Source organism: Streptomyces caelestis (genome assembly GCF_001279005.1).
In the GTDB taxonomy this organism is placed as follows: domain Bacteria; phylum Actinomycetota; class Actinomycetes; order Streptomycetales; family Streptomycetaceae; genus Streptomyces; species Streptomyces heliomycini.
Genome location: NZ_LGCN01000074.1, coordinates 61,867 through 82,626, shown reverse-complemented (window position 1 = coordinate 82,626; position 20,760 = coordinate 61,867). Strand labels below are relative to the sequence as shown.

20 protein-coding genes and 1 pseudogene are annotated in these 20,760 nt (G+C 74.2%); 7 read left to right on the top strand and 14 right to left on the bottom strand.

The annotated features are described in order from the left end of the window. Positions 1–247 precede the first annotated feature (247 nt). From ADK41_RS07250 to ADK41_RS41585, 3 genes are read right to left on the bottom strand one after another with little or no spacing between them, the layout of a single operon-like run. Complete coding sequence (locus ADK41_RS07250; protein ID WP_051843177.1) at positions 248–1,039, bottom strand: polysaccharide deacetylase family protein; 792 nt, start codon at positions 1,037–1,039, stop codon at positions 248–250. Positions 1,040–1,088: 49 nt separating this feature from the next. Continuing rightward, positions 1,089–1,988, bottom strand: a complete 900-nt coding sequence (locus tag ADK41_RS07245) for a DMT family transporter (protein ID WP_030826957.1) — start codon at positions 1,986–1,988, stop codon at positions 1,089–1,091. A 13-nt stretch (positions 1,989–2,001) separates the two neighbouring features. Next, on the bottom strand, positions 2,002–2,160 hold the full coding sequence (locus tag ADK41_RS41585; protein ID WP_158717670.1) for a hypothetical protein: 159 nt from the start codon (positions 2,158–2,160) through the stop codon (positions 2,002–2,004). 158 nt (positions 2,161–2,318) lie between these two features. Between ADK41_RS41585 and ADK41_RS07240 the strand changes: the two genes are divergently transcribed. Beyond that, positions 2,319–3,383 (top strand): MGDG synthase family glycosyltransferase, encoded by a 1,065-nt coding sequence (locus tag ADK41_RS07240; protein WP_037804328.1) that lies wholly within the window; start codon positions 2,319–2,321, stop codon positions 3,381–3,383. A gap of 151 nt (positions 3,384–3,534) precedes the next feature. Here ADK41_RS07240 and ADK41_RS07235 read toward each other — a convergent pair whose 3' ends face one another. From ADK41_RS07235 to ADK41_RS07210, 6 genes are all read right to left on the bottom strand, one after another. After that, on the bottom strand, positions 3,535–4,365 hold the full coding sequence (locus ADK41_RS07235; RefSeq protein ID WP_051843176.1) for a ribonuclease BN: 831 nt from the start codon (positions 4,363–4,365) through the stop codon (positions 3,535–3,537). 38 nt (positions 4,366–4,403) lie between these two features. Beyond that, positions 4,404–5,624 (bottom strand): sigma-70 family RNA polymerase sigma factor, encoded by a 1,221-nt coding sequence (locus tag ADK41_RS07230; protein ID WP_051843175.1) that lies wholly within the window; start codon positions 5,622–5,624, stop codon positions 4,404–4,406. Between the two features lie 524 nt (positions 5,625–6,148). Then, a complete protein-coding gene (locus ADK41_RS07225) occupies positions 6,149–6,640 on the bottom strand; it encodes a hemerythrin domain-containing protein (RefSeq protein ID WP_030826948.1) in 492 nt (163 codons plus the stop codon). A 361-nt stretch (positions 6,641–7,001) separates the two neighbouring features. Further along, positions 7,002–7,313: an SCO4225 family membrane protein gene (locus tag ADK41_RS07220; protein WP_030826946.1), complete on the bottom strand. Its 312-nt coding sequence runs from the start codon at positions 7,311–7,313 to the stop codon at positions 7,002–7,004. Between the two features lie 51 nt (positions 7,314–7,364). Then, positions 7,365–8,048: a response regulator gene (locus ADK41_RS07215; protein ID WP_030826944.1), complete on the bottom strand. Its 684-nt coding sequence runs from the start codon at positions 8,046–8,048 to the stop codon at positions 7,365–7,367. Next, the gene (locus tag ADK41_RS07210) at positions 8,045–10,384 is read right to left on the bottom strand and encodes a sensor histidine kinase (protein WP_030826942.1); all 2,340 of its coding nucleotides are present in this window, start codon (positions 10,382–10,384) and stop codon (positions 8,045–8,047) included. The genes ADK41_RS07215 and ADK41_RS07210 overlap by 4 nt, the downstream gene beginning before the upstream one ends. A 253-nt stretch (positions 10,385–10,637) precedes the next feature. On the opposite strand from ADK41_RS07210, the pseudogene ADK41_RS43865 reads away from it, so the two are divergent. After that, positions 10,638–11,262, top strand: a pseudogene (locus tag ADK41_RS43865) (alpha/beta fold hydrolase); the annotation flags it as partial. Positions 11,263–11,527: 265 nt separating this feature from the next. Here ADK41_RS43865 and ADK41_RS07200 read toward each other — a convergent pair. Beyond that, positions 11,528–13,048 carry a cytochrome P450 family protein gene (locus ADK41_RS07200; RefSeq protein ID WP_158717669.1) on the bottom strand — a complete coding sequence of 507 codons (1,521 nt, stop codon included), beginning with the start codon at positions 13,046–13,048 and terminating at the stop codon, positions 11,528–11,530. Positions 13,049–13,574: 526 nt separating this feature from the next. On the opposite strand from ADK41_RS07200, the gene rpmG reads away from it, so the two are divergent. The 3 genes from rpmG to ADK41_RS07185 are packed head-to-tail and all read left to right on the top strand — an operon-like array spanning position 13,575 to position 14,209. Then, positions 13,575–13,739: a 50S ribosomal protein L33 gene (gene rpmG, locus ADK41_RS07195; RefSeq protein WP_030826934.1), complete on the top strand. Its 165-nt coding sequence runs from the start codon at positions 13,575–13,577 to the stop codon at positions 13,737–13,739. 50 nt (positions 13,740–13,789) lie between these two features. Next, positions 13,790–14,047, top strand: coding sequence for a type B 50S ribosomal protein L31 (locus ADK41_RS07190; protein WP_030826931.1), 258 nt, complete (start codon positions 13,790–13,792; stop codon positions 14,045–14,047). 39 nt (positions 14,048–14,086) lie between these two features. After that, a complete protein-coding gene (locus ADK41_RS07185) occupies positions 14,087–14,209 on the top strand; it encodes a ribosomal protein bL36 (protein WP_030826929.1) in 123 nt (40 codons plus the stop codon). Positions 14,210–14,381: 172 nt separating this feature from the next. Here ADK41_RS07185 and ADK41_RS07180 read toward each other — a convergent pair whose 3' ends face one another. The 3 genes from ADK41_RS07180 to ADK41_RS07170 form a co-directional block, all read right to left on the bottom strand. Next, entirely contained in the window at positions 14,382–15,005 is a 624-nt protein-coding gene (locus ADK41_RS07180; protein ID WP_234318790.1) for a hypothetical protein, read from the bottom strand. Positions 15,006–15,186: 181 nt separating this feature from the next. After that, the gene (locus tag ADK41_RS07175; protein ID WP_030826924.1) at positions 15,187–15,960 is read right to left on the bottom strand and encodes a hypothetical protein; all 774 of its coding nucleotides are present in this window, start codon (positions 15,958–15,960) and stop codon (positions 15,187–15,189) included. Continuing rightward, positions 15,957–16,571, bottom strand: a complete 615-nt coding sequence (locus ADK41_RS07170; RefSeq protein ID WP_030826922.1) for an ABC transporter ATP-binding protein — start codon at positions 16,569–16,571, stop codon at positions 15,957–15,959. Before ADK41_RS07170 ends, ADK41_RS07175 begins: the two co-directional genes overlap by 4 nt. Positions 16,572–17,136: 565 nt before the next feature. Between ADK41_RS07170 and ADK41_RS07160 the strand changes: the two genes are divergently transcribed. Beyond that, positions 17,137–18,330, top strand: coding sequence for a PP2C family protein-serine/threonine phosphatase (locus tag ADK41_RS07160; protein WP_037804289.1), 1,194 nt, complete (start codon positions 17,137–17,139; stop codon positions 18,328–18,330). A 508-nt stretch (positions 18,331–18,838) separates the two neighbouring features. Here ADK41_RS07160 and ADK41_RS42890 read toward each other — a convergent pair. Next, a complete protein-coding gene (locus tag ADK41_RS42890) occupies positions 18,839–19,177 on the bottom strand; it encodes a hypothetical protein (RefSeq protein WP_245174622.1) in 339 nt (112 codons plus the stop codon). Positions 19,178–19,534: 357 nt separating this feature from the next. On the opposite strand from ADK41_RS42890, the gene ADK41_RS07150 reads away from it, so the two are divergent. Continuing rightward, complete coding sequence (locus tag ADK41_RS07150; RefSeq protein ID WP_030826913.1) at positions 19,535–20,734, top strand: oxygenase MpaB family protein; 1,200 nt, start codon at positions 19,535–19,537, stop codon at positions 20,732–20,734. Positions 20,735–20,760: the final 26 nt, after the last annotated feature.

Here is a 20,760-nt window from a genome sequence, read left to right as displayed (position 1 = left end):
CCGGCCGCCGGCGCGTCGGACACGTGGTAACGGCTGCCCCGCACCACCGACCCCGACGAGGGAGCACCACACCAGCCACAGTAAACACTGAACATATCTGGACAATACGACCAATGTACCGCGAGGGCGGCCAGGTGCCGGAGCGGAGCCCGGCTCGGTCCTTGCCCATGGCTTCGCGCATCACGTCCTCGGTGCGGTCCATGAGCGCGACGACCGGACCGAGGGCCGCGTCGTCCCTTCCGGCGGGTCAGCCGGTACGGCAACCGGGCCGGTGGGTGGCGGAGCGGCCGGCCCGCGCCGGGGGCAGTCCGTGGTCGGCGAGCGGACCGACCGACAGGCCCGCCTCCCGGCAGCCGTCCACGATGTCGGGCAGGGCGCCCAGCGCGGCCCGCCAGCAGTCCGGGGCCGACATCCTGTCCGTGTCGTGCAGGAGGACGGTGCCGCCCCCGCGCAGCCCGGCCGCGACGGCCGACCGCACCGACGCCGGGGTGGCCCCGGCCGTCCAGTCCCTGCCCCAGGCGGTCCACAGCACCGGCCGCAGGCCCGCCCTGCGGGCGGCGGCCCAGCGCCCGGAGGTGAGGATGCCGTAGGGCGGCCGGTACCAGCGGGGGAGCAGGCCCGTCAGCTCCCGCACCGCGCCGGCCGCCCGCAGCAGGGCGCGCGCCTCGTCCGCCGGGGCGGGCCGCCAGGGACGGTCGTGGCTCCAGCCGTGCACGGCCAGTTCGTGCCCGCGGCGGACGGTCTCGCGCGCCACGGAGGGGTGCCGTACGACGCCGTCGCCCAGGACGAAGAAGGTCGCCCTGACCCCGAGTTCCTCCAGCGTGTCGAGGAAGCGCGGAGTGGACTCGGGGTCGGGCCCGTCGTCGAAGGTCAGGGCGACGTGGGCGGGGTGTCCGACACCGGCGAGACGCGGGAAACGGCGGCGCACCACGGGCAGCCAGGTCGCGGCGGGGGCGATGTGCGCCGCGGCGACGGCGGCGACCGGAGCCAGCACGGCCGCCGTGTGCCGGACGGGGGAGTGGAGGGGGGACGGGGGCATCGGTTTCCGGCTCCTTTCCGCGTGAGGTGGCCGTGCCGGCCGGGGACGCCTACGACACCGGCCGGGGCGAGTCGCCGTCGCCGCGCGACGCCGCGTCCCAGCTCCCGGAGACCGACGGGGCGCGGGCCAGCCCCGCCGTCCCCGCCCCGATGAGCGCCACACCGATCACCGCGGGCACCACCCGCACACCGAGCGTGACCTGCTCCCCGAACAGCGCCCACCCCAGGGCCACGCTCGTCAGCGCGTCGCCGAGGGTCAGGGCAGGCTGGGACGCCGCCAGCGTCCCGGCCCGGAAGGCGCTCTGGAGCAGCAGGAAGGCGAGGGCTCCGGCGACGGCGGTGGCGTACAGGGGCCACGTCCCCAGCACGGCGCCCGCCCCGTCCGGAATCCTGCCGGTCACCTCCTTGAGCAGCGCCGCCGTCAGGGAGAACGACACGGCGGACGCCAGCCCCAGCAGCCCCGCGCGCGGTGCGCCCCGCACGGCGCGGGCCGTCACCACCAGCGCCACCACGGCGCCCAGCACCGCCCCCGCGGCCACGATCCACCGCTCCGCGGAGGCCGTGGACCGGCCCGCGGTCGGAGCGACCGAGGTCAGGAACGCCGCCAGCCCGGCGGCCAGGGCGGCGAACGCCAGCCAGGTCCTGCGGTCCGGACGGCGGTGGAAGACCACGCTGCCGACGACGAGGGTGAACAGCAGCTCGGCGGCCATCAGCGGCTGGACCAGCGCGAGGCTGCCCACGCCCAGAGCCGCCGCCTGCAGAACGGTCGACAGCGCCAGCATCCCGGCCCCCGCGACCCAGTAGGGCCGCCGCAGCACGCGCCCGAGCCAGCGAACGGCCTGACGCACGCCCGCGCCGCCCTCCGGTTCGTCCGCCGCGGCCCGCCGCTGCAGTACCGAGGCCGCGGCGTTGGACAGCGCCGCCAGCAGGGCCAGGACGACGACCAGCACGCCGTGACGCCGTTCAGCCGGGCACGGCGACGAGCCGCCGGTACGGGCCCGGCACCGCGTCGGCCGGGCCGGCGGGGGAAGCGTGAGACATGGGCGGCACCTCGGCTGCGAGGGTGAACGCCCGGGAGACCGCCGTCCGCGGCCGCTCCCGGCGTTCGGCGGGGAGGGGCATCCCGGGAGTATCCCCGGCGCGGCCGCCGAAACGCGGGAAAGCGGGTTTCACCGGTGCGGCGGAAGGAGACACGCCACCCCGTGCACTCACCGTCTTCGGGGCCCCGCCGGGACGCGCCGGCGGACGACGGGCCGCGACTGCTGATCGTCAGCGCGAGCATGGGGGCCGGACACGACACGGTGGCCCGCGAACTCGCCCGCCGAGCCCGGGAACAGGGCCACGACGCACAGGTCGTGGACCTCCTGCGGCTGCTCCCGTGCGGTCTGGGGGCCGGGCTGCGCCTCTTCTACCAGTCCTCGGTACGACACTTCCCCTGGGCGTACGCGGGCCTCTACCGCGCACTGCTGCGCCCCGGCCCGCGGTACCGCCCCAGCGGCGTCCCCCTCGCCCGGCTGGCGGGCCGCCGTCTGACGGATCTCGCGGAGCGCACGGGCGCCGACGTGGTGGTACCCGTCTTCCACCTGGCCGCCCAGCTGACCGGTCACCTGCGGTCCCGCGGGCGGCTGCGGTCCCCGAGCGCCGTCTTCATGACCGACTTCGCCGTCCACCGGCAGTGGCTCCATCCCGGCAACGACCTGTACCTCTGCCTCACCGACGACGCCGCGCGGGACGTGGCCCGGCGCATCACGGCGCCCGTCGAGACGACCGGACCGGTCGTGGCGCCCGGCTTCTTCGCGCCGGCCGCCGGAGCGGCGCAGTGGCGGCAGCGCTTCGAGCGGTACGCCTTTGGACGCCCGCCCGTCGTGCTGTCCGCCGGAGCCTGGGGCGCGGCTTCGCAGCTGGACGAAACCGCCCGGCTGCTCGCCGCCGCCGGTTTCCTCCCGATCGTGCTGTGCGGCCGGAACGAACGGCTGCGGGCCCGCCTGGCCGGGCTGCCGGGCACGCTCGTACCGGACTGGGTCGCCGACATGCCCGGTCTGCTGCGCGCGGCCCGCGTCCTGGTCGACAACGCCGCCGGCCAGACCGCCGTACAGGCACTGGCCTCCGGGCTGCCCGTGGTGGGCTACCGCCCGCTGCCCGGCCACGGCGCGGAGGGCGTGCGCCGGATGGCGGCGCTCGGCGTCTCGGAGATCGCCTCGGACGCCGCCTCCCTGCTGCACGCCCTGCGGCGGCTGTCGGCGGACGGCGCGTACCGGGAGCACCGGATCGCCCGCGGGCGGGAGCTCTTCCGGGGGGACGTCCTGGCCCGGGTGGCCGCACTCGCCGACGCGTCGCCCGTGTGACCCGCCGAAAGCGCCGGAAGGCGGCGGCACAGCGGTCGGCGGGCTCCGTGCACCTCGCCGAAGCCGGGGTCCTCCGTCGCGTCGGCCGGCACGGTGGCGTCCGGTGCCGCCCCTCCCGGGGCCGCGGCCATGGGCGGGGGAGCGAGCGCCGTCAGTCGTGGTCGGCCGGTTCCGTCCCGGACGGCGGGGGCAGGTTCGGGGTGAACCGGTGCCCGTGGTGGTGGAGGAGCCAGCGGCCGAAGAGCGCGCCGCCGAAGATGACGAACCCCACGCCGATGAGCCAGGACTCGACGATGAGGACGACACCGACGGTGCCGTAACTGATCGCGTTGTCGATGATCAGCGGGGCGAAGACGAAGTAGGAGAAGGCCCGCAGGCCGATCAGGCCCGCCATGGTGGCGATCGCTCCCGGCAGCAGATGCCACCAGCCGATCTGGCTGCCGAGCAGGAAGCGCTGCCCCCACCAGAAGAACAGGACGCCGGTCACCAGCGAGAGGGTGATCCGCTCCGGCCCGTGCATGGCGTCGCGGGTCAGCACCTCCTGGTAGAGGTACGCGGTCAGGACGCACAGCCAGGTCGCCTGTCGCCAGATCCGGTGCCACGGCCCCGGCGGCAGGTTCCACATCCGTTCGTACCCGTTCTGGACGCTCCCGCCGAACGGGACGCCGAACACGGCGAGTGCCAGCACGCCCCACAGGCTGGTGGTGCCGATCACCTCGGGCGGCGGACTGATGATCTCCGTGAGGACGCGCGCGGATCGGCCGGACAGCCCCATGCCGTCCGCCAGCCAGGCCGCGAAGCCACCCCGTCCGAGCGGATCGGCGGCGGCGATCACGATGAGCAGGGGCGCCAGCGTGACCAGCGCCAGCGTGGCGAATCCCATGGCCCTGTGCATCAGTTCGATGTCACGGCCACGCCGCACCAGGGTGTGGGCGCCCAGCCGCTCCCACCCGTGCCGGAGCGTGCGCAGGCCACGCCTCACGGTGCGCTCCTTCGTCGGCTTGCGTACACGCACCTGTGTCACCCGTCGCCAGGCGGGACAAACCCGGGCGGGGAAGGTGCTCCCTCCTCGTGCGCGCGGCGGACGGGAGGGGACCGCGCGGCCCGGCGGAGGCGCCCGGCGCGTCGGGCGGCGGCCGGCCGCGCCCCCGTGCGCCGTGGCACGGCCCCGGCGCACGCCCGCCACCGCGCTCCTGCGGATCGCCGCCGGACCGGGTGCCCGCCACCGCGCCGGAGCCCCGCACCGGCCGTGACGCGCGGAGCCGGGCCGGCCGGTGCGGGGGCCGCGGGACCGGGCGCGGGGCGTGCCGGACCGGTGGACCGCACGGAATGTACCGGCTTCTTCGTGTCACGGCGACCGCACGGGGCGCGCGCCGGCCGGGCCGCCCGGCCGGCGGCCGGGCCCCGCGTCTCCTCGGCGGTCCCCGCGCACGGCTCGCCCGCCAGGAGCGCCTCGCGGAGCCGGTCGAGGCACCGGCGCGGGATGCGCGAGACCTGCATCCGGGAGACGCCGACGGCATCCGCGATCTGCTGCTGGGTGCGCTCCCGGTAGAAGCGCAGGCAGAGCACTCGGCGGTCCCGCTCCGGAAGCCGCTTCACCAGGGCGGCCAGGGACACGGTGTCGACCACCCGGCCGAGCGCCGGATCCTCCGCGCCGGCCAGACGGGCGAGCGGCCCCTCCTGGCCGTGCCCGGTGTGCTCGGCGATCTGCTCCGAGGTGGGCGAGTGGCCGCCGGACCGCTGTTCGAGCTCCTCGACGGCCTGGAAGACCGGACCGCTCGCCTCCTGCAGGGGGCGGGGCAGCCGCACGGTGGCCGTGCGGCCGCGAAGGTGCCGCCGGAGCTCACCGGTGACCTCGGGAAGCGCGTACGACAGGAAGGCGTGGCCCCGGGCCGGGTCGTAGCCGTCGACGGCCTTGATCAGTCCCAGGGACGCGACCTGCACGAGATCGTCGAACTCCTCCCCGTGGCGCCCGAAGCGCCGCGTGACCCGCCGCGCCATCGGCAGCAGCAGGCGGATGAGGTGGTCCCGGAGGGCGGCCCGCCGCCGTCCCGGCGGGTGCTCCGAGAGCTCGCGCAGCAGTGCGTCGAGTTGTTCCGAGGACGGTTCCGGTACGGCTGCGTCGCACGTCCGGATCACGTCGGCGACTGAGGTGGACATGGGCCTCTGGGGGGTGTCGGCCTGGTGGGACACGTACGGCGTGACGCTGCCGGGTCCGCCCGCGCGGGCGGTGGCGTCCACGCCAGTCTCGGAGTCACCCCGCGGCAGGGTCCTGAAACCCGGCCTGAGCCGCGTGCGGGAACCCCGTCCGTCCCGCGGGTGACGTCGGGCGCCGGCCGGTTGCGCTCCGGACCGGGCCGCGCGGCGACCCCGCCGTCGCTCCGGCGGGGCGGACGCGCCGACCGCCCCACGACCGCCGCACCGCGGTCCCTGTCCCGTGGACGGGCGCCGTGAGCGTGTGGCCGTACAGCGGGTGACCGCTGACGACGAGCGGGGACAGGGCGTGCGGACCTCGCCGACGGGTACGGGCGGCCACCCCGGTGGAGCGCCCGCCGCGCGCCCGATCGCAGCGGGCCGCCGGGTGCGGGCACCGGTCCGGTCCCGGCCGGACGGGTCGGATCCGGCGTGCTCCGTCGAGTCCGACCACGCGCGCACCCCGGCCATACGACGGGACCGGAGGCCGATGACGCGGCCATGCGCACGGTCCCGTGGAAGACGGTGACGACGTGCGGTCCGTCGGCGCACAGGGGGCGCCTCCTGCGGGATCAGTCCCCGACGAGCCGGCGCACGTTGTCCACGGAACCGCATCCGGCCTTCAGCCGGCGTTCACGCTCCTCCAGGAACGCCGCGCCGAGCTCCTCCCGCCGCCGCATCGCCACGTTCTCCCGCGCCTGGTTCAGGATGGTCCGCTCCTCCTCGTCGGCGTGGTGGGTGACGGCCTCCACGAGTGCCTCCAGCTTCGCGTCCCACTCCTCGGAGCCGACGTCCTGGACCTCGAGGAGCTCCAGGAGGGCCTGGTTGCCCTCGTCGTGCTCGTGCTCGCCGTGTTCGACCTCTTCGTCGTCGATGTTCTTGTACCGCTTGAGGGCGGGGTAGACCTTGCTCTCCTCGGCCAGCGCGTGTGCGATCAGCAGGTCGGCGAACTCCTGCAGGGCGGTCGCCCGGTCCGCCTCGACGCTGCGCATCTCACGAAAGAGGTCCTCCATGCGCCGGTGGTCCTGGAGGATGAGCTCGACGACGTCCTGTGTCTCGGCCATGGGACGCGTACTCCTTCATATGGGGGAAGTGGTGCCACTACCGCTTGCCCGCTCCCGCCGACTTGAGTGCCCCCGACTTCGTGCCGGTCACCGGCGCCATCCGGCCCGTCCCGGCCCTGAGCCACGTCGAGCGGAAGCCGCCGTCGCGACGCCGCACGGTCCGTACGGTGATGCCGGTGGCCTCCTGGATCCGGGCGGGGAGGCCGGGGCCGCGCCACGAGCCGGGTCCACGAGGAGGCCGGCGTGCCCGGGCGTGCGCGTCGCGGAGCCGCTCACCTGCGCGTCGTGCAGAGGGAGTCGGCGCACGCCGAAGGCCACGTCGCACCCCGGGGACGCCGGACGCCCCGGACGGCGCCCGCCGTCAGGACGCCGTGTCCGGGCTGCCCCCACGACGCAGCACACGGGCGCACCAGCCGATGATCATGGCGTTGACCAGTGCTCCGAGGACGAGGGAGAGCAGGAACGTCATGTCGCCTTCGGGCAGGACCAGCAGCAGCACGAGACTGGCCGGGAGGGTGGCGAACAGCGGGACGACAACCGCCATGGACCCCTCGGAGGAGACCACCAGCGCCCACCCGAGCAGCAGCACACAGGCCGTCAGGTAGACGCGGGCGGCGGTGGTGCCGAGGGCGCGGCGCACACCGCGCAGGACGGAGAGACCCGGACCGGGCATGGTGGTGGACTCCTGGAACGTGGTGGCCGGCGGCCGGTGGCCGAGGGACTGTCAGGCGAGGGAGTGGGGCGGGTTCGGACGGGCGAGGCCGAGGTCGTAGGCGAGGATCGTCGCCTGGACCCGGTCGCGCAGTTCGAGCTTGCGGAGCAGCGCGTTGACGTGGGACTTCACCGTGCCGACGGTGATGCCGAGGTGCTCGGCGATCTCCGTGTTGGTGAGCCCCGCGGCGATCAGGCCGAGGACGTCGCGCTCACGGCCGGTCAGGCTGTCCAGCTCACGGGGAGCGCTGCCGCCCGGAATCCCGGCGCCAGGTCTGGACGCGTAGTGGCCGATCAGCCGGCGGGTGGCGGACGGGGCCAGGACGCTCTCGCCCGCGGCCACCACCCGGATGCCGTTCAGCAGTTCGCCCGGGTGCACGTCCTTGAGGAGGAAACCGGAGGCGCCGGAGCGCAGCGCGTCGAACACGTACGCGTCGAGGTCGAAGGTGGTCAGCACCAGGACACGAGGCGCGTCGGGACGTCCGGTGATGATCCGGGTGGCGGCGATGCCGTCCAGTTCCGGCATGCGGACGTCCATGAGGACCACGTCGGGCGCCAGTTCCCCGGCCAGGCGTACCGCCTCGGCGCCGTCGGCGGCCTCGCCGACGACCGTCATGTCCTCCTCTGCGTCGATCACGGCGGCGAACCCCGCCCGTACGATGCCCTGGTCGTCGACGACCAGCACCCTGAGACTCATCGTTGTCCCTCCTCGTCGTCCTGCTGCGCGGACGGCGCCGCGGTCAGCGGCAGCAGGACGAGGACCGGACCCGCCGGGCCGGCGGTGACCGTTCCGCCGGCCACTGCCGCCCGCGCCGACAGCCGCCGGCACAGGGCGGAACGCACGGGGTCCGGAACGCCGATCGCCGTGAGCGTCAACGCGGAGTCGTCCGCGTCGAGTTCCACCACCATCGGCTCCTCGCCGCCGACCGCGAGTACCGTTTCGCAGGCATGGTAGGCGGCCAGGTCAACGGCGGTGGGCAGCCGTCTCGGTATGCGGGCGGTCAATCGTATCTCGACGTCGCGGCCGGTGGCCCGGAGTTGCCGGCCGAGGAGGTCGAGGGCCTGCAGAGTGGGCTGCGGACGCAGCGCGGGCGTGGCCTCGGAGTCCCGGACCGTGTCGAGCAGGGCGCGCATCGCGGCGAGGGCCTCGCGGGCACGCCCGACGACCTCGTCGAGCCGGCCCGCCTCGGCCAGCGCGACCATGTCGGCGGTCCGCGTCAGCACGGTGGTCTCCAGCCCGGCGGCGATGCGACGGCGTTCGGCCCACGCGTCCCGCACCGCTTCCTCGGTCCAGGCCGCGAGGTGTTCCGTCCGCGCACCGTGGGCGGCCCGGCGGTGGCGCCCACGCCGGGTCCCGCCCCACCACGCCGCGCCGACCACCAGCGCCGCCTGCGCCGTCGAGCCCGCCGCCAGTGCCCAGGCGGGGAAGGACACGCCCCGGTGCAGGAGGGCGGCGGTCGTGGCCGCCGCGTGCACCAGCACGGCCAGGACCGGGCCGGTCCACCCGGACGGGCCCGGACGGCCTCCGGTGAGGGGCGGACCGGCGGCGGCCGTGCGGGCCGCGGCGGAGGCGATCACGGCGCAGGTGGCGGCCATGCTCAGCAAGGGCGGCAGGAGCACCCAGCCGGTGTACGCACCCGCGGCCATCGCCACCGGCCAGAGCGGAGCCAGGCCGAACACGAGGCCCTGGGCGGTGCGGGGCGCCCGCCGCCGCCACAGCAGCGCGAGCGCCTGCCCCGCGGCCAGCAGCGCGAAGAGCACACCCGCCGACACCCCCGGACCGGTCGTCGTGGAGTCCGCCCGTACCAGCAGGAAGGGAAGCATCGGCTGGACGACGAGGCCGACGGCGGCCGTCACCTGCGCCAGGCGGTACTGCCACGGGACCGACTGCCGCACCGAGGCGGCGGCGACCCGGCCGGGCAGGACCGCCCTCACCTCCCAACCGCCCTCCGCGGTCGGGCCGCTGGTCAGGGTGCCGCCCGCTTCCCGGGCCCGCGACCGCAGAAAGCCCTGGCCGCGCCCCGAGCCGAGGCCGGCGCCGTACGCCGGCGAACCGGCCGGCGGCGCGGCGCTCGTGACGACGACCTCCGTGCGGGCGTCGCCGTACCGGCACGTCACGGTGGTGAACGCACCGGGCGCGTGCCGCGCCACGTTGGTCAGCGCCTCGCGCACGATGCCGTACACCGCGTCCCCGACGACGCCGTCCGGCAGCGCGTCGATCTCGCACTCCACGTGCTGGCCCAGCCGGGAGACCCCGGCGACCAGATCCAGCAGCCGCTCCCGCGGTGACGGTTGCCGGTCCCGTGAGGGCGCCGGCGCCCTCACCGCACCGAGCGCCCGGGTGACCTCACGGCCCGTCTCGGCGGCGAACCGAAGGGCCTCGTCGGCCAGTTCGGGGCGACGGTCGCGCAGCCCGAGTGCCGCACCCGCCGTGACGACCACGGCCGTCAGGTGATGGGCGCTGACATCGTGCAACTCCCTTTCCATCCGCTGCCGTTCGGCTGCCGGGAGTCGGTGCCGTTCCAGCTCGGCCCGCTTCAGGCGCTGTTCGGCGGCCCGCCGTACGAGCCGGCTCCGCCGTACCAGCATCCCGGCGGCGCACGCGGCGGCGTACAGCAGGGCCGTCAGGACGATGTCGAGTCCGTTGCGGTCGCTGAGCCCGTGCAGGGTGATGTTGTACAGGGACTGCCAGGCGGCGAGGGTCGTCACGCACAACAGGGCGGTGAAGGTGTCGCGTTCGCCGGCCACGGTGAACAGGGCCAGGGCCACACCCGCCGTTCCCAGCAGGGCCGTGGCCCCGGTGGGCAGGGGAGCGGCGCCCAGCGCACAGGCGGCGGCGACCAGGAGGAGGGTGGCCACCGGTTTCGAACGGCGCAGGGAGAGCGCTGCCGTCACCAGCCCGGCGACGAGGGCCGCCACGAAAAGGTCCACCCCTGCCGGGAGGTTCCCACGGACCAGGTCCGCCCCCGGCCACACGAGGGCCTGGGCGCCGAGCAGTACGAGGGGCGGAAGCCGGTCGTCGGTTCTCTTCATGAGGGAGCAAGATTATGGCCGCGGGTGAGTGGCCGTCCTCGGGCTCGAGACGGACCCCGTTCTCTTACCTGGGGTGCAGACGCTGCGCCCGCGGTCGCACACGATGCTCCTTCCGCGGCGTGAGGATCACCCCCTGTTCCCGGCCACAGGCTCGATCACATCGGGGGAGCGGCCGACCGGCCACCGGCTCCCGGTCCGCTGCCACCGACCGACTTCCCCGCGCCACGCCCCACTCCGAAAGGCAGCGCTCACCATGCCGTTCATCACCGTCGGCCAGGAGAACACCACCGGCATCGAGCTCTCCCACGAGGACCACGGCACCGGGCAGCCGGTCGTGCCGATCCACGGCCACCCGCTCGAGGGCCACCCCTGGGAGAAGCAGGCGGCCGCCCTGCTGCGGGCCGGCCACCGCGTCGTCACCTACGACCGGCGCGGCTTCGGCCGCTCCTGCCGGCCCACCACCGGCTACGACTACGACACCTTCGCCGCCTACCTGAACACCCTCCTGGAGACCCTCGACCTCGACGACGCGTCCTGGTCGGCTTCTCCATGGGCACCTACGGCTCCGCACGCATCGCCAAGGCCGCCTTCCTGGCCTCCTTCCCGCTCAAGACCGACGACCACCCCACCGGCGTCGGCGGCAGCGTCTTCGCCGGCATCGAGCAGGCCGTCACCGCCGACCGCTACGCCTACTTCACCGCCTTCTGCCAGGACTTCTGCAGCCTGGACGAGAACCTCGGCACCCGCTCGGCGAGGAGGCCCTGCGCCACAGCCGGAACACCGCCGCCTCCTGGTACGCCTCGCCGGCCCGCGTGGCCACCTGGACCACCGACTTCCGCGCCGACATCGAGAACCTCGACGTCCCGCTGTACGCCCTGCAGGTCCACTGACCGTCCGACCCCTTCGGCAGCAGGCGGCGCAGCAGCACCGCGGAGGCACGGCCACCGGGAATCGCATGCCGCCGAGGGCGGCCCCACCGAGCGGCCGGGGCCGCCCTCAGGGCGTTCGAGGACATGAACGACCGGCGGCCGCTCCACCTCACTCGGGACCGGGGGCGGCCGACGGGCCCGCTCGCCGAGGTGGCGAGCGCGGGGCCTGCGGCCCTGACACGTCTGCCGTGCCGCGGAGTCGGCCGGTGATCGGTCATCGCTCCTGAACGCGGGCGAGCAGCCGCACGGGGGCGTTGCTGGAGAGGGAGTCCACCTCACCGATGCGGTCCAGCGGTTCCCCCGGGGTGATCGTGAACCGTTCGAACAGGGCGCGCAGCGCGATGTGAGCCTCAAGACGGGCCAGGGCGGCGCCCAGGCAATGGTGCGCGCCGTGGCCGAAGGCGCGGTGCCGGTGGGCGTCGGCCCGGCCCGCGACGAAGGCGTGCGGGTGAGTGAAGGTTTCGTCGTCGCGGCCGATCGCGGCGGTGTGGATCATGACGGGCTCACCCGCCCGGACGGTGACCCCCGCGACCGTCACGTCACGTGCCGCGTAGAGGAACATCGTGGTGGCGGCGGGAGCGTCGTACCGCAGGGATTCCTCCACCACTCCCGGCCAGGGGTCCTCGTCGAGGTCGGGGGCCAGGAGGAGGCTGAGCTGGTCGGGGTGCTGCAGCAGGCGCCGGATCGCGTTGGTGATCAGGTTCTGGGTCGTCTCGTGGCCCGCGATCAGCATCAGGAACAGGGTTCCCGCCAGCTCTTCCTCGCTGAGCCGGCCGCCGTCGAACTCGCCGATGAGGGCGGTGGTGAGGTCGTCCCCGGGCACCGCCCGCTTGGAGGCGATCAAGCGGGCCATGGTGCTGAAGATGCCGGCCTGGGCTCCGAGGCGTTCGCCGGGCGGCGCCGTACTGCTGATCAGGAGGCGGGTGTCGACGGCCAGCTGCCGGCGCATGTCGTCGTCGTCGACCCCGAACAGCTCACAGATCACGCGCACCGGCAGCTGGAACGCGAACGTGGCCCGCAAGTCGATCTGTTCGCCGGGGGAAGTGGCGGCGAGGGCGTCGAGGAGTTCGCGGGTGATGTCCTCGACGCGCCCGCGCAGGGCCTCGACCCGGCGAGCGGTGAAGGCACGCTGCATCGGCTGGCGCAGGCGCGTGTGGTCCTCACCGTCCCGGACGAGCATGGTCTCGGCGGTGAGGATCTTCAGCATCGGCCAGTCCTTCGGTACCAGGCCGTCCTGGTACGCCCGCCAGTACCTGGGTGACTTGCGCATGTCCGGGTGGGTGAGGAGCCGGTCGGCCTCGGAGCGCCGGGTCACCGCCCACGCCGCCACCGGATCAGGGAGCTCCACCGGGACGATCGGGCCGAGTGCCTGGAGGGCGCGCCCCTCGCCGGGGAAGTCGCCCCCGAGGGGATCGATCCGGTAGAGGGGCCGGGCGAGTTCCAGCTCGTGGGGGGCGGGGACGTGGCCGGTGAGCCGGGGCTCGACGAGTTCCATGCGGGACCTCCGAAGGTGGGTGGTTGTGGTGGGCCCGGCCTGTGCCGGTTCCGTCTCGGCGAAGGCGAAGGCGAAGGCGAAGGCGAAGGCGAAGGCGAAGGCGAAGGCGAAGGGGAGGGCGGTCGGTGCCCGCGCGACGAGATGGTGGCCCAGGGCGGGGAGGGCTCGTCCGGGGAGGCGGGGCCATCCGAGGGCAGCGCTTCCGCGGCCGGTCCGCGAGCGGGCGTCGGCGCCGGACACGAGGTGTGTGCGGTGGTGAAGCACATACGCGTCGGGGGAAGGGCCGAGCACCGGATCGTGGTCGGCGCCGGCCGGCCCGAGAGCCGGCGTCCCACCGGTTCTCGTCCGTCGGCCGCCGTCGTCCGTGATCGGAACGCCTTCCGGAACGCCGAGGCGCCCGGCCGGAGCCGTCAGCCCGCGCGTACGCCGGCTCCCTGGCCCGTACGCCGGCCCCGTCTGTCTCCACCATGTCTGGAACAACGAAACCGGCCGGCTCAGGCAACGTTCCGAACGGGGTACTGGTGTCTGTGCCCGATGGCGGTCGATCCGCGGGACCGTCCTCCGCCCGCACCACGCGGCCCGTGAGACTTCCGGTCCACGGGCACGCCGGGGGCGAGTCCGCGGTGGCGCGCTGCTCGGGGACGAGTGGTGGCCCTGATTCCGCGGAGGGCGGGACCGCCGGAATACGGCGCCCGCCGATGCCGTTGCACCTCCTGTATGACATGCCCGAATCAATTTGCTCGGGTGACGGCGGAAGGAGCACCTCATGACACGCAGCACCGCGAGGCCGGTCGTCAGGCTGAAGTCGACAGCCGGTACGGGGGTCACCTACGTGACCCGCAAGAACCGTCTGAACGACCCCGACCGGCTGGTCCTGCGGAAGTACGACGCGGTCGTCGGCGCACACGTCCTCTTCCGCGAGGAACGATGAGACCCGCCTCCGCCGCTCCGGCGGCGGAGGCGCCCGAGGAAGGACATCCCGTGAGGCACGGCATCCGCCCCGTCTCCCGCCCGGCCGTCTTCCGCGACCGCGCGTCCGGCTTCCAGCCGCTCACCCGCTCCACCATCGAGTCACGGCACACGGTGGAGTGGGAGGACGGCGCCACCTACCCGGTCGTCGACGTCGAGATCTCGTCGGCCGGCCACCCGTTCCTCACCGGCGCCTCGCGGCTCGTCGACAGCGCGGGCCGGGTGGAACGCTTCGAGCGGCGCCACGGCACCGCTGCGGCTCGCCGCTGACAGCGGCATCCCCGTCCGGTTCCGCGGAAGGAGATCGTGATGAAGGTACGCACGTCCCTGCGTTCGCCGAAGCTCAGGCCCGGCGCCCAGGTGGTGCGCCGACGGGGCGCGACGTTCGTGATCAACGAGAAGGATCCGCGTTTCAAGGCCCGCCAGGGCTGACGAGCGACCTCAGCAGCCGGACGGCCCGGTACCGCGCTCGTGGTACCGGGCCGTGGCGTCCCGCGAACCGTCGCCCGGCCGGGACGCAGAGGCGTCGTGTCCGCGCCCCGACCACCGTGCGGCGCCCCCTTCCCCGCCCCGGTCCGCGACGTCGTCCTCGCTCGCCGGCCGGTCAGCGCTCCAGGTCCGCGCGCATCCCGACGAAGAGCTTCCCCGCATCGGCGAGCGTGCTGTCCTCGAAGAGCGCGACGGCCGCCGTGCCCTCGTCGGCCCAGCCGCAGATGACGTTGCCGTCCTCGCTCAGCGAGGCGAGCAGGCACTCCACCGAGCCGCCGAGCGGCCCCGGTTCCACCGGCTGGGCGTCGGGGTGCCCCAGCTCCGGGTCCCACCGGATGTACTCGAGCATGCCCCGGAACAGGTGCTCACGACGCTCGTTGGTGTCCTCGGGTACATGATCGACGCCTTCGAACAGCACCGGCGCGCCCTGCCCGTCCGGCTTTCCGTAGGCGCCGGTGACCAGCGTCATGCCGTCCCGCATCTCGCCGGGGTCGACGGGGACGTCCGCCAGGGCTCCGTCCCCGGTCAGCTTCTCCAGGCCACCCGCCCCGGGAGCGTCCACCAGGGCCCGCGGACCGCTTCGCTCCGCCGAAGGCGTCGGTGACGCGGGCGCGGAGACCTCTCCGCTCGGGGAGGCGGCGGGAAGCCCCGCGTCGTCCTCCCGACAGCCGCCGACCGTCAGGATCGCCAGCACCGCCATGGCCGTCAGGCCCGTTCTCGCCGCGGACCCACACTTCATTACGTCCCCCCGCTGTCGCTTCGTCCAGGATGTTTCCCACCGCTTCGGGCGGCGGCAATGATCAGTGACGAGCCGCCCCGGCCGGATGGTTCCCGCCCCGGGCACGAGGACCCGCCGCACGGCACGATGCTCGGCGACCCGGACCGATGCTCGGCGACCCGGACCGATCGCGGCCGTACGACTACGACGGGGCCCGGCGCCGGCGCGGCGTGCGGTGGTTGCGGGTACGGAGGGCGAAGGCGGCGAGCGCGGTGGTCATCATGGCGGTCAGCCAGAGCGCGCTGTGGATCAGGGGGCTCACGGTGGCGTTCCGGGTGAAGCCCGCGGCGAGGCTGGTCTGCAGGGAGCCGTAACCGGGAAGCAGTTCGACCAGGGCTCTGTCGGCGGCGGTGCTGGCGACGGGATTCTGCGGCGCGAGGTCGATGATGCTGGTCATGATGATCGTGACCAGTCCTTCGACCTCGCCGCGCAGGAAGAGGGCCAGGCACATGCCCATGGCGCCGTAGACCAGGCAGATCGCCAGGACCGCGATGCCGAGGAGGAAGGGCTGGAGAGGGGTCCAGAACAGCAGCATCCAGGCCGTGGCGTAGGCGCTGACCAGGACGGACGCGACCAGGAGCGTGGTGAGCTTGGCGCCGATGAGGGCGGCCCGGGGATAGCCGGACGCGGTGAGGCGACGGTCGAAGGCCCTGGTGCGGCGTGCGGCGCTGAACATCAGGAATCCCACGAGGAGGGACACCGCGTTCAGGGAGCCGCTGATCATCGTGATCTCGTCCCCGCCGGCGCGCAGCCAGGTTCCGGTGGCGCGCAGCCGGAAGGGGAACGTCTTCGGTGTGGTGAGGGTCTTCGCCACGGTGATCCACATCGGGATGAAGGCGATCAGGAGCACGGCGGCCAGCCGGTTCTTCGCCATGGCCAGCAGGGCGTAACGGCTGGCGACCAGGTAGGCGCTCATGCGGGGTCCGCCGGGGGGGAGGGGTCGAGGAGGCCGTCGCGCAGATGGTGCAGGACGTCCAGGCGCCCGGTGTCGTGGGCGAGGTGGGAGACGATGATCACGGTGCGGCCGCGGCCCTTCAGCTCCTGGGCGAGGTCCCAGAACCGCAGGTAGGTTTCCCAGTCGAAGCCCTGGTACGGCTCGTCCAGCAGCACGACCTCCGGGTCGTGCATCAGGGCCAGGACCAGGTTCAGCTTCTGCAGGGTGCCGCCGCTGAGGACCTTCGCCGGCGTGTCCAGATAGCCGGTCGCGGAGAGCGCGTCGATCAGCCGGAGCGCGCGGCCGAGGTCCGGGAGACGGTAGGCGACCTGGAAGAGACGCAGGTGCTGGCGCACGGTCAGTTCCTCGTCCAGGACCGGGTGCTGCGGACAGTAGCCCCAGGTGCCCGCCAGCTCCACACGTCCGTCGTCGGGGCGCAGGTCTCCGCTGAGGACGCGCAGCAGCGTGGTCTTCCCGGCGCCGTTCTCCCCGACGATGCCCACCAGCTGTCCCGCCCGCGCCTCGAAGCCGACCCCGCGCAGGACCTGCCGGGACCCGAAGGCCTTGCGGACCGCCGTGACGCGCAGCACCACCGCCGCCCGGCTCCTCACGCCCGGACCCGGACGGCCGAGCCCGCGCACCGCCGGTCCCGCGGGTCCCGGCGGTGACCGGATCCTTGGCGCGGGGAGGGGGCGCCGCCGTGGAGGGCGCTCCCGCCGGCCCACCGCGGCAAGGCCCCGTCGGGGCCGGCGGCTCGGGCGTACGCGCGTTCGGCGGACGGACGCCGGAGGGGCGGCGCGCCCTCGTCCCGGTCGACGGACGGCGGGCTCGAACTGGCCACGGGGGCTCCTCGAGAGCGGTGGGGTGCACGGGTTCCGACCGGCCAACGACGCACGGGCCCGTCGGGACACGTCACGGACGCTTCCGGCGCGCGCTGCCGGACCGGGGCGTGCGCCGGCACGGGGAGGGATCCAGGACGGCGGTCCCGTTCACCCCGTGCCGGCGCACGGGCCGTCCGCCCGCCCGCGGACGCCGCCCGGCGGAACGGGGCTCTTTCGGCAGCGGCCCGGCTCACCGCCCCGGCCAGCCAGGACGGGTGCTCCGGGTGAGGTCGCGGAAACTCGGGGAAAAAGATTCGGCAGCCGACAGGAGGTTGCCGTGAAGGGTGGAGACGTGGAACTGGGCGAGCTGCTGGCCGCTGCGGAGGCGGCGCCGCCCGGTGAGTCCGTCGACGTGGTGGCGCACGATCTGCAGAAGCGGTTCGGTGCGGAGCGTGTGTCCTTCCTGTTCGTCGACCTCGTCGGTCAGCGGCTGGTACGGCTCACCACGGCCGGCGATGACGCCGCGGACCCCGACGGGCCGATCGACCTGCAGGGCAGCGTCTACGACCGCGTACTGAGGAGCCAGCGCCAGCACGTGGAACCGGACTGCCAGGGCGGACTGCGCGTCATCACGCCGGTCACCAACCGCGGCGACTGCATCGGCGTGCTGGAGGCGACCCTGCAGTCCGCCGACGACACCGTGCTCCGGCAGGTCCGCGACGCGGCCCACGCGCTGGCCTACATCATCGTCACGGACCGCCGCTTCACCGACCTCTACCACCTGGGCCGGCGCACCACCGAGACCAGCCTGGCCGCGGAGATCCAGCACCAGCTGCTCCCCTCGGCCCCCTGCTGCGAGGCGGACCAGTTCACCCTCGCCGCCGGGCTGGTCCCGGCCGACGACATCGGCGGCGACACCTACGACTACACCCTCGACCGCGACACCCTGCACCTGTCCGTCACCGACGCCATGGGTCACGACACGGCCTCGGCCCTGCTGGCCACCTTGCTGGTCGGCGCGCTGCGACGGGCACGCCGCAGCGGCTGTGACGCCCTCAGACAGGCCGAGCACGCCCACCGGGCCCTGCTGAGCCACAGCCGCGGCCTGGCCACCGGACAGCTGCTGTGCGTCGACCTCGAAACGGGTCTGTGCGAACTGGTCAACGCCGGCCACCCCCGGCCGCTGCGGCTGCGCGACGGCGCCGTCGAGGAGGTCGAACTCGCCGTCAACCTGCCGTTCGGCGTGGTGGCGCCGACCCCCTACCGTCTGCAGGAGCTGCAACTGCGGCCCGGCGACCGCCTGATCCTGCTCACCGACGGAATGCAGGAGCGCGGCGCCGCGGCCGTCGACCTGGCCGCGCTCGTCCGCGACACCGGTGCGCTGCATCCGAGAGAAGCCGTACGGAGCCTGACCGGCGCGGTGCTCGAGGCCTGCCACGGCAGTCTCAGGGACGACGCCACGATCCTGATACTGGACTGGCACGGCGAACGCCGCGGACCGGACGGGACCGGACAGGGCGCGCAGCGATGAGCCGCAGCGTCCGCCGTACGGGACCCGACGCCGGGTGTCCGGTGCGGGAGCGGGCCGGACAGGACGCGTCCGGCGCCGGGCACGTCCCGCCCCGGCGCACCGCGGAGCGACCCGACCCGCGGGCGCGGGGCGCCGAGCCGCGCGACCGCCACCACGCGGACCGGTCCGGTCCGGACCTCGCGCACAGGCCGTGGGACCGACGCGTTCCGTACCGCCCCGGCGCCGTCATCGGCGTTCGGGGCGGTACGCACATATGGAGTCCCACCGGAGGGTGAGCGCGTGGACCCGCACCCGGGGATCGTCCCGGAGGGTGAGGGAACGCACCGTCCTTGAGGCGTCGGGGGTCCGCCGAGGAACCGGACAGACGCACCGGCGGGCCGGCCACGCCCTGCCCGCGCCTGATCCGGTGCGGCGTCTCCAGCACCACGGAGCCGCTCCCGCCCGGTCGCCCACGGGACCGGCGCTTCGGCGGTGGTCCCGTCGGTGCAGCGGACGGTGAGCACGGTCGTCACCGGGCCGTGGTGGGCCGCGGCGACCAGGCGCAGCGCGCCGTACGACCCGGCCGGGGCAGCACGGCCCGACCGCGGGCCTCGACGAGGTTCCCGGCCGTCCCGGGCGGATCGGGGGCGTCGCAGGTCACGCCGTCCCACGCGACCGGGCCCGCCGCGGGCAGCGGGTCACCGTCGTGGCTCCGCCCCGCTCCGTCGAAGTCGCCCTCGCCGGAGGCCGCGACGGTCGCGGTCCCGTCGTGGTTCACCTCCTCGCCGAGGTCCACGGCACGCTGCTCACCGGCCTCCGCCGCGCAGCGGGCCGCGGCGCGCACCTCGATGGTCGTGACCCGTTCCACGCTCTTCACCCCCTTCGCGGTCGCCGTGATCCGCGCGGTGCACGAACCCGGCGCGGTTTTGGCCGGCACGCTCACGTCCACCGCCGCGACCCGCTGGACGGGGAGCCGACGGGAGCCTTCGCGTCGACGCCCACCCGCGGCGTGCCGGGGGAGGCGCCGCCGGACGTCGCGCCGGAGAGGGACGGGGCGAGAGGGGTGAAGGGCCTCGGTCACCACCATTGCCGACGGCGACGTACCTCGCTATGTTAATCGAAAATCACATCCGCGCGACGCTTCTCACCGCGTCTTGGTCGAACAACCGGCAGGTCTGCGAAGGCATCTGGAACCATCTGGCCCCTCAGGGAAGCAGGTAAGTCAATGGAGAACCTCAGCAGGCGAAAGGCTTTGTCACTCGGTGTCGCACTCGGCCTCGTGGGCGTGGCGAACCCCGCCCGGGCGTGGGCGTCGGGGGGACCGGCGACGGGGGCCGCCGTGGGGACCGGTCCGGAGTGGATCTGGGACGACGCGGCCGACCCCCTGATGGCTTCGATGATCGACGACGGGCACGTGCCGGCCATCAACGCGGCATGGGCGTCGTGGGTGAACAACGACGACCCGCTGCCCAGCGGCCTGCCGGCCGCATTCGCCGCGTACCTGCGGCAGGCCAACCGGCTGCCCTCCTGGGCCGACCCCGTGAAGCTGGCCCGTGCCGGCGACTTCAACCGGCGCAAGGACACGTACCTCTTCATGCTGTACGGCCTCGGCAGCGGCATCATGAGCACCGTGATCCCGCGCGAGGCCAAGAGCGTCTACTGGTCCGCGGGCGGCGCCGACATGCAGGACCGCGCGGCCAAGACGTTCACGTTCGGCTACGACCTGTCCGAGCTGGGAGCCTTCAAGCCGACGGGACAGTTCGTCGTCACCGCCAACAAGACGCGTGTGGTGCACGCCGCGGTGCGTCACCTGCTGCCGCAGTCGCCGCACTGGCGGGCGGTCGCCGACGAGACGATCCCGATCAGCGCCGCCGACATCCTGGTCACCTTCCACAGCCTGGGCACCTACGTGTACCGCAAGCTGCTCGACTGGAAGGTCCCGTTCCCGGCCGCGGACCAAGAGGCGTTCCTGCACTCGTGGCAGGTCGCCGTCCACCTGCTCGGCGTGCCGTACGAGCACATCCCCAAGACCTGGGCGGAGGCCGAGAGGCAGTCGGCGCGGGTGCTCACCCCGGTCCTCACCCCGTCGACCGAGGGCATCGCACTGGCCGAGGAACTGCTCGGCCTGACCGCGCAGATCGACCTCGGCGTCACGCGCGGGTTCCTGAACGAGTTCGTGCGCTACGTCCTCAGCGACGAGGTCGGCGACTGGCTGGGGTTGAAACGCGACTACGCGTCGGCGGCCCTGGTGCGCACCGCATGGCCGGCGTTCATCCTGTTCCGTGAGGGGCTGTCGCCCGTCATGCCCGGCGCCTTCTACATGTTCGACCAGTTCGTGCGCGCCCTGGCCATGCTGTTCCTCAACAAAGGCTCCTCCGGGACCACCACCCCCATCACGATACCCACCGGCAACAGGCCGGGCTGAGCCGTCGGGCCGCGCCCGGCCGGCGC

What these genes read in the sequence shown, in the direction of transcription:
- ADK41_RS07250 (WP_051843177.1), bottom strand. Translation starts at nt 1,039, where the DNA reads ATGCCCCCGTCCCCCCTCCACTCCCCCGTCCGGCACACGGCGGCCGTG.
- ADK41_RS41585 (WP_158717670.1), bottom strand. Translation starts at nt 2,160, where the DNA reads ATGCCCCTCCCCGCCGAACGCCGGGAGCGGCCGCGGACGGCGGTCTCC.
- ADK41_RS07240 (WP_037804328.1), top strand. Translation starts at nt 2,319, where the DNA reads ATGGGGGCCGGACACGACACGGTGGCCCGCGAACTCGCCCGCCGAGCC.
- ADK41_RS07225 (WP_030826948.1), bottom strand. Translation starts at nt 6,640, where the DNA reads ATGGCCGAGACACAGGACGTCGTCGAGCTCATCCTCCAGGACCACCGG.
- ADK41_RS07220 (WP_030826946.1), bottom strand. Translation starts at nt 7,313, where the DNA reads ATGCCCGGTCCGGGTCTCTCCGTCCTGCGCGGTGTGCGCCGCGCCCTC.
- ADK41_RS07215 (WP_030826944.1), bottom strand. Translation starts at nt 8,048, where the DNA reads ATGAGTCTCAGGGTGCTGGTCGTCGACGACCAGGGCATCGTACGGGCG.
- ADK41_RS07210 (WP_030826942.1), bottom strand. Translation starts at nt 10,384, where the DNA reads ATGAAGAGAACCGACGACCGGCTTCCGCCCCTCGTACTGCTCGGCGCC.
- rpmG (WP_030826934.1), top strand. Translation starts at nt 13,575, where the DNA reads ATGACACGCAGCACCGCGAGGCCGGTCGTCAGGCTGAAGTCGACAGCC.
- ADK41_RS07185 (WP_030826929.1), top strand. Translation starts at nt 14,087, where the DNA reads ATGAAGGTACGCACGTCCCTGCGTTCGCCGAAGCTCAGGCCCGGCGCC.
- ADK41_RS07180 (WP_234318790.1), bottom strand. Translation starts at nt 15,005, where the DNA reads ATGAAGTGTGGGTCCGCGGCGAGAACGGGCCTGACGGCCATGGCGGTG.
- ADK41_RS07175 (WP_030826924.1), bottom strand. Translation starts at nt 15,960, where the DNA reads ATGAGCGCCTACCTGGTCGCCAGCCGTTACGCCCTGCTGGCCATGGCG.
- ADK41_RS07150 (WP_030826913.1), top strand. Translation starts at nt 19,535, where the DNA reads ATGGAGAACCTCAGCAGGCGAAAGGCTTTGTCACTCGGTGTCGCACTC.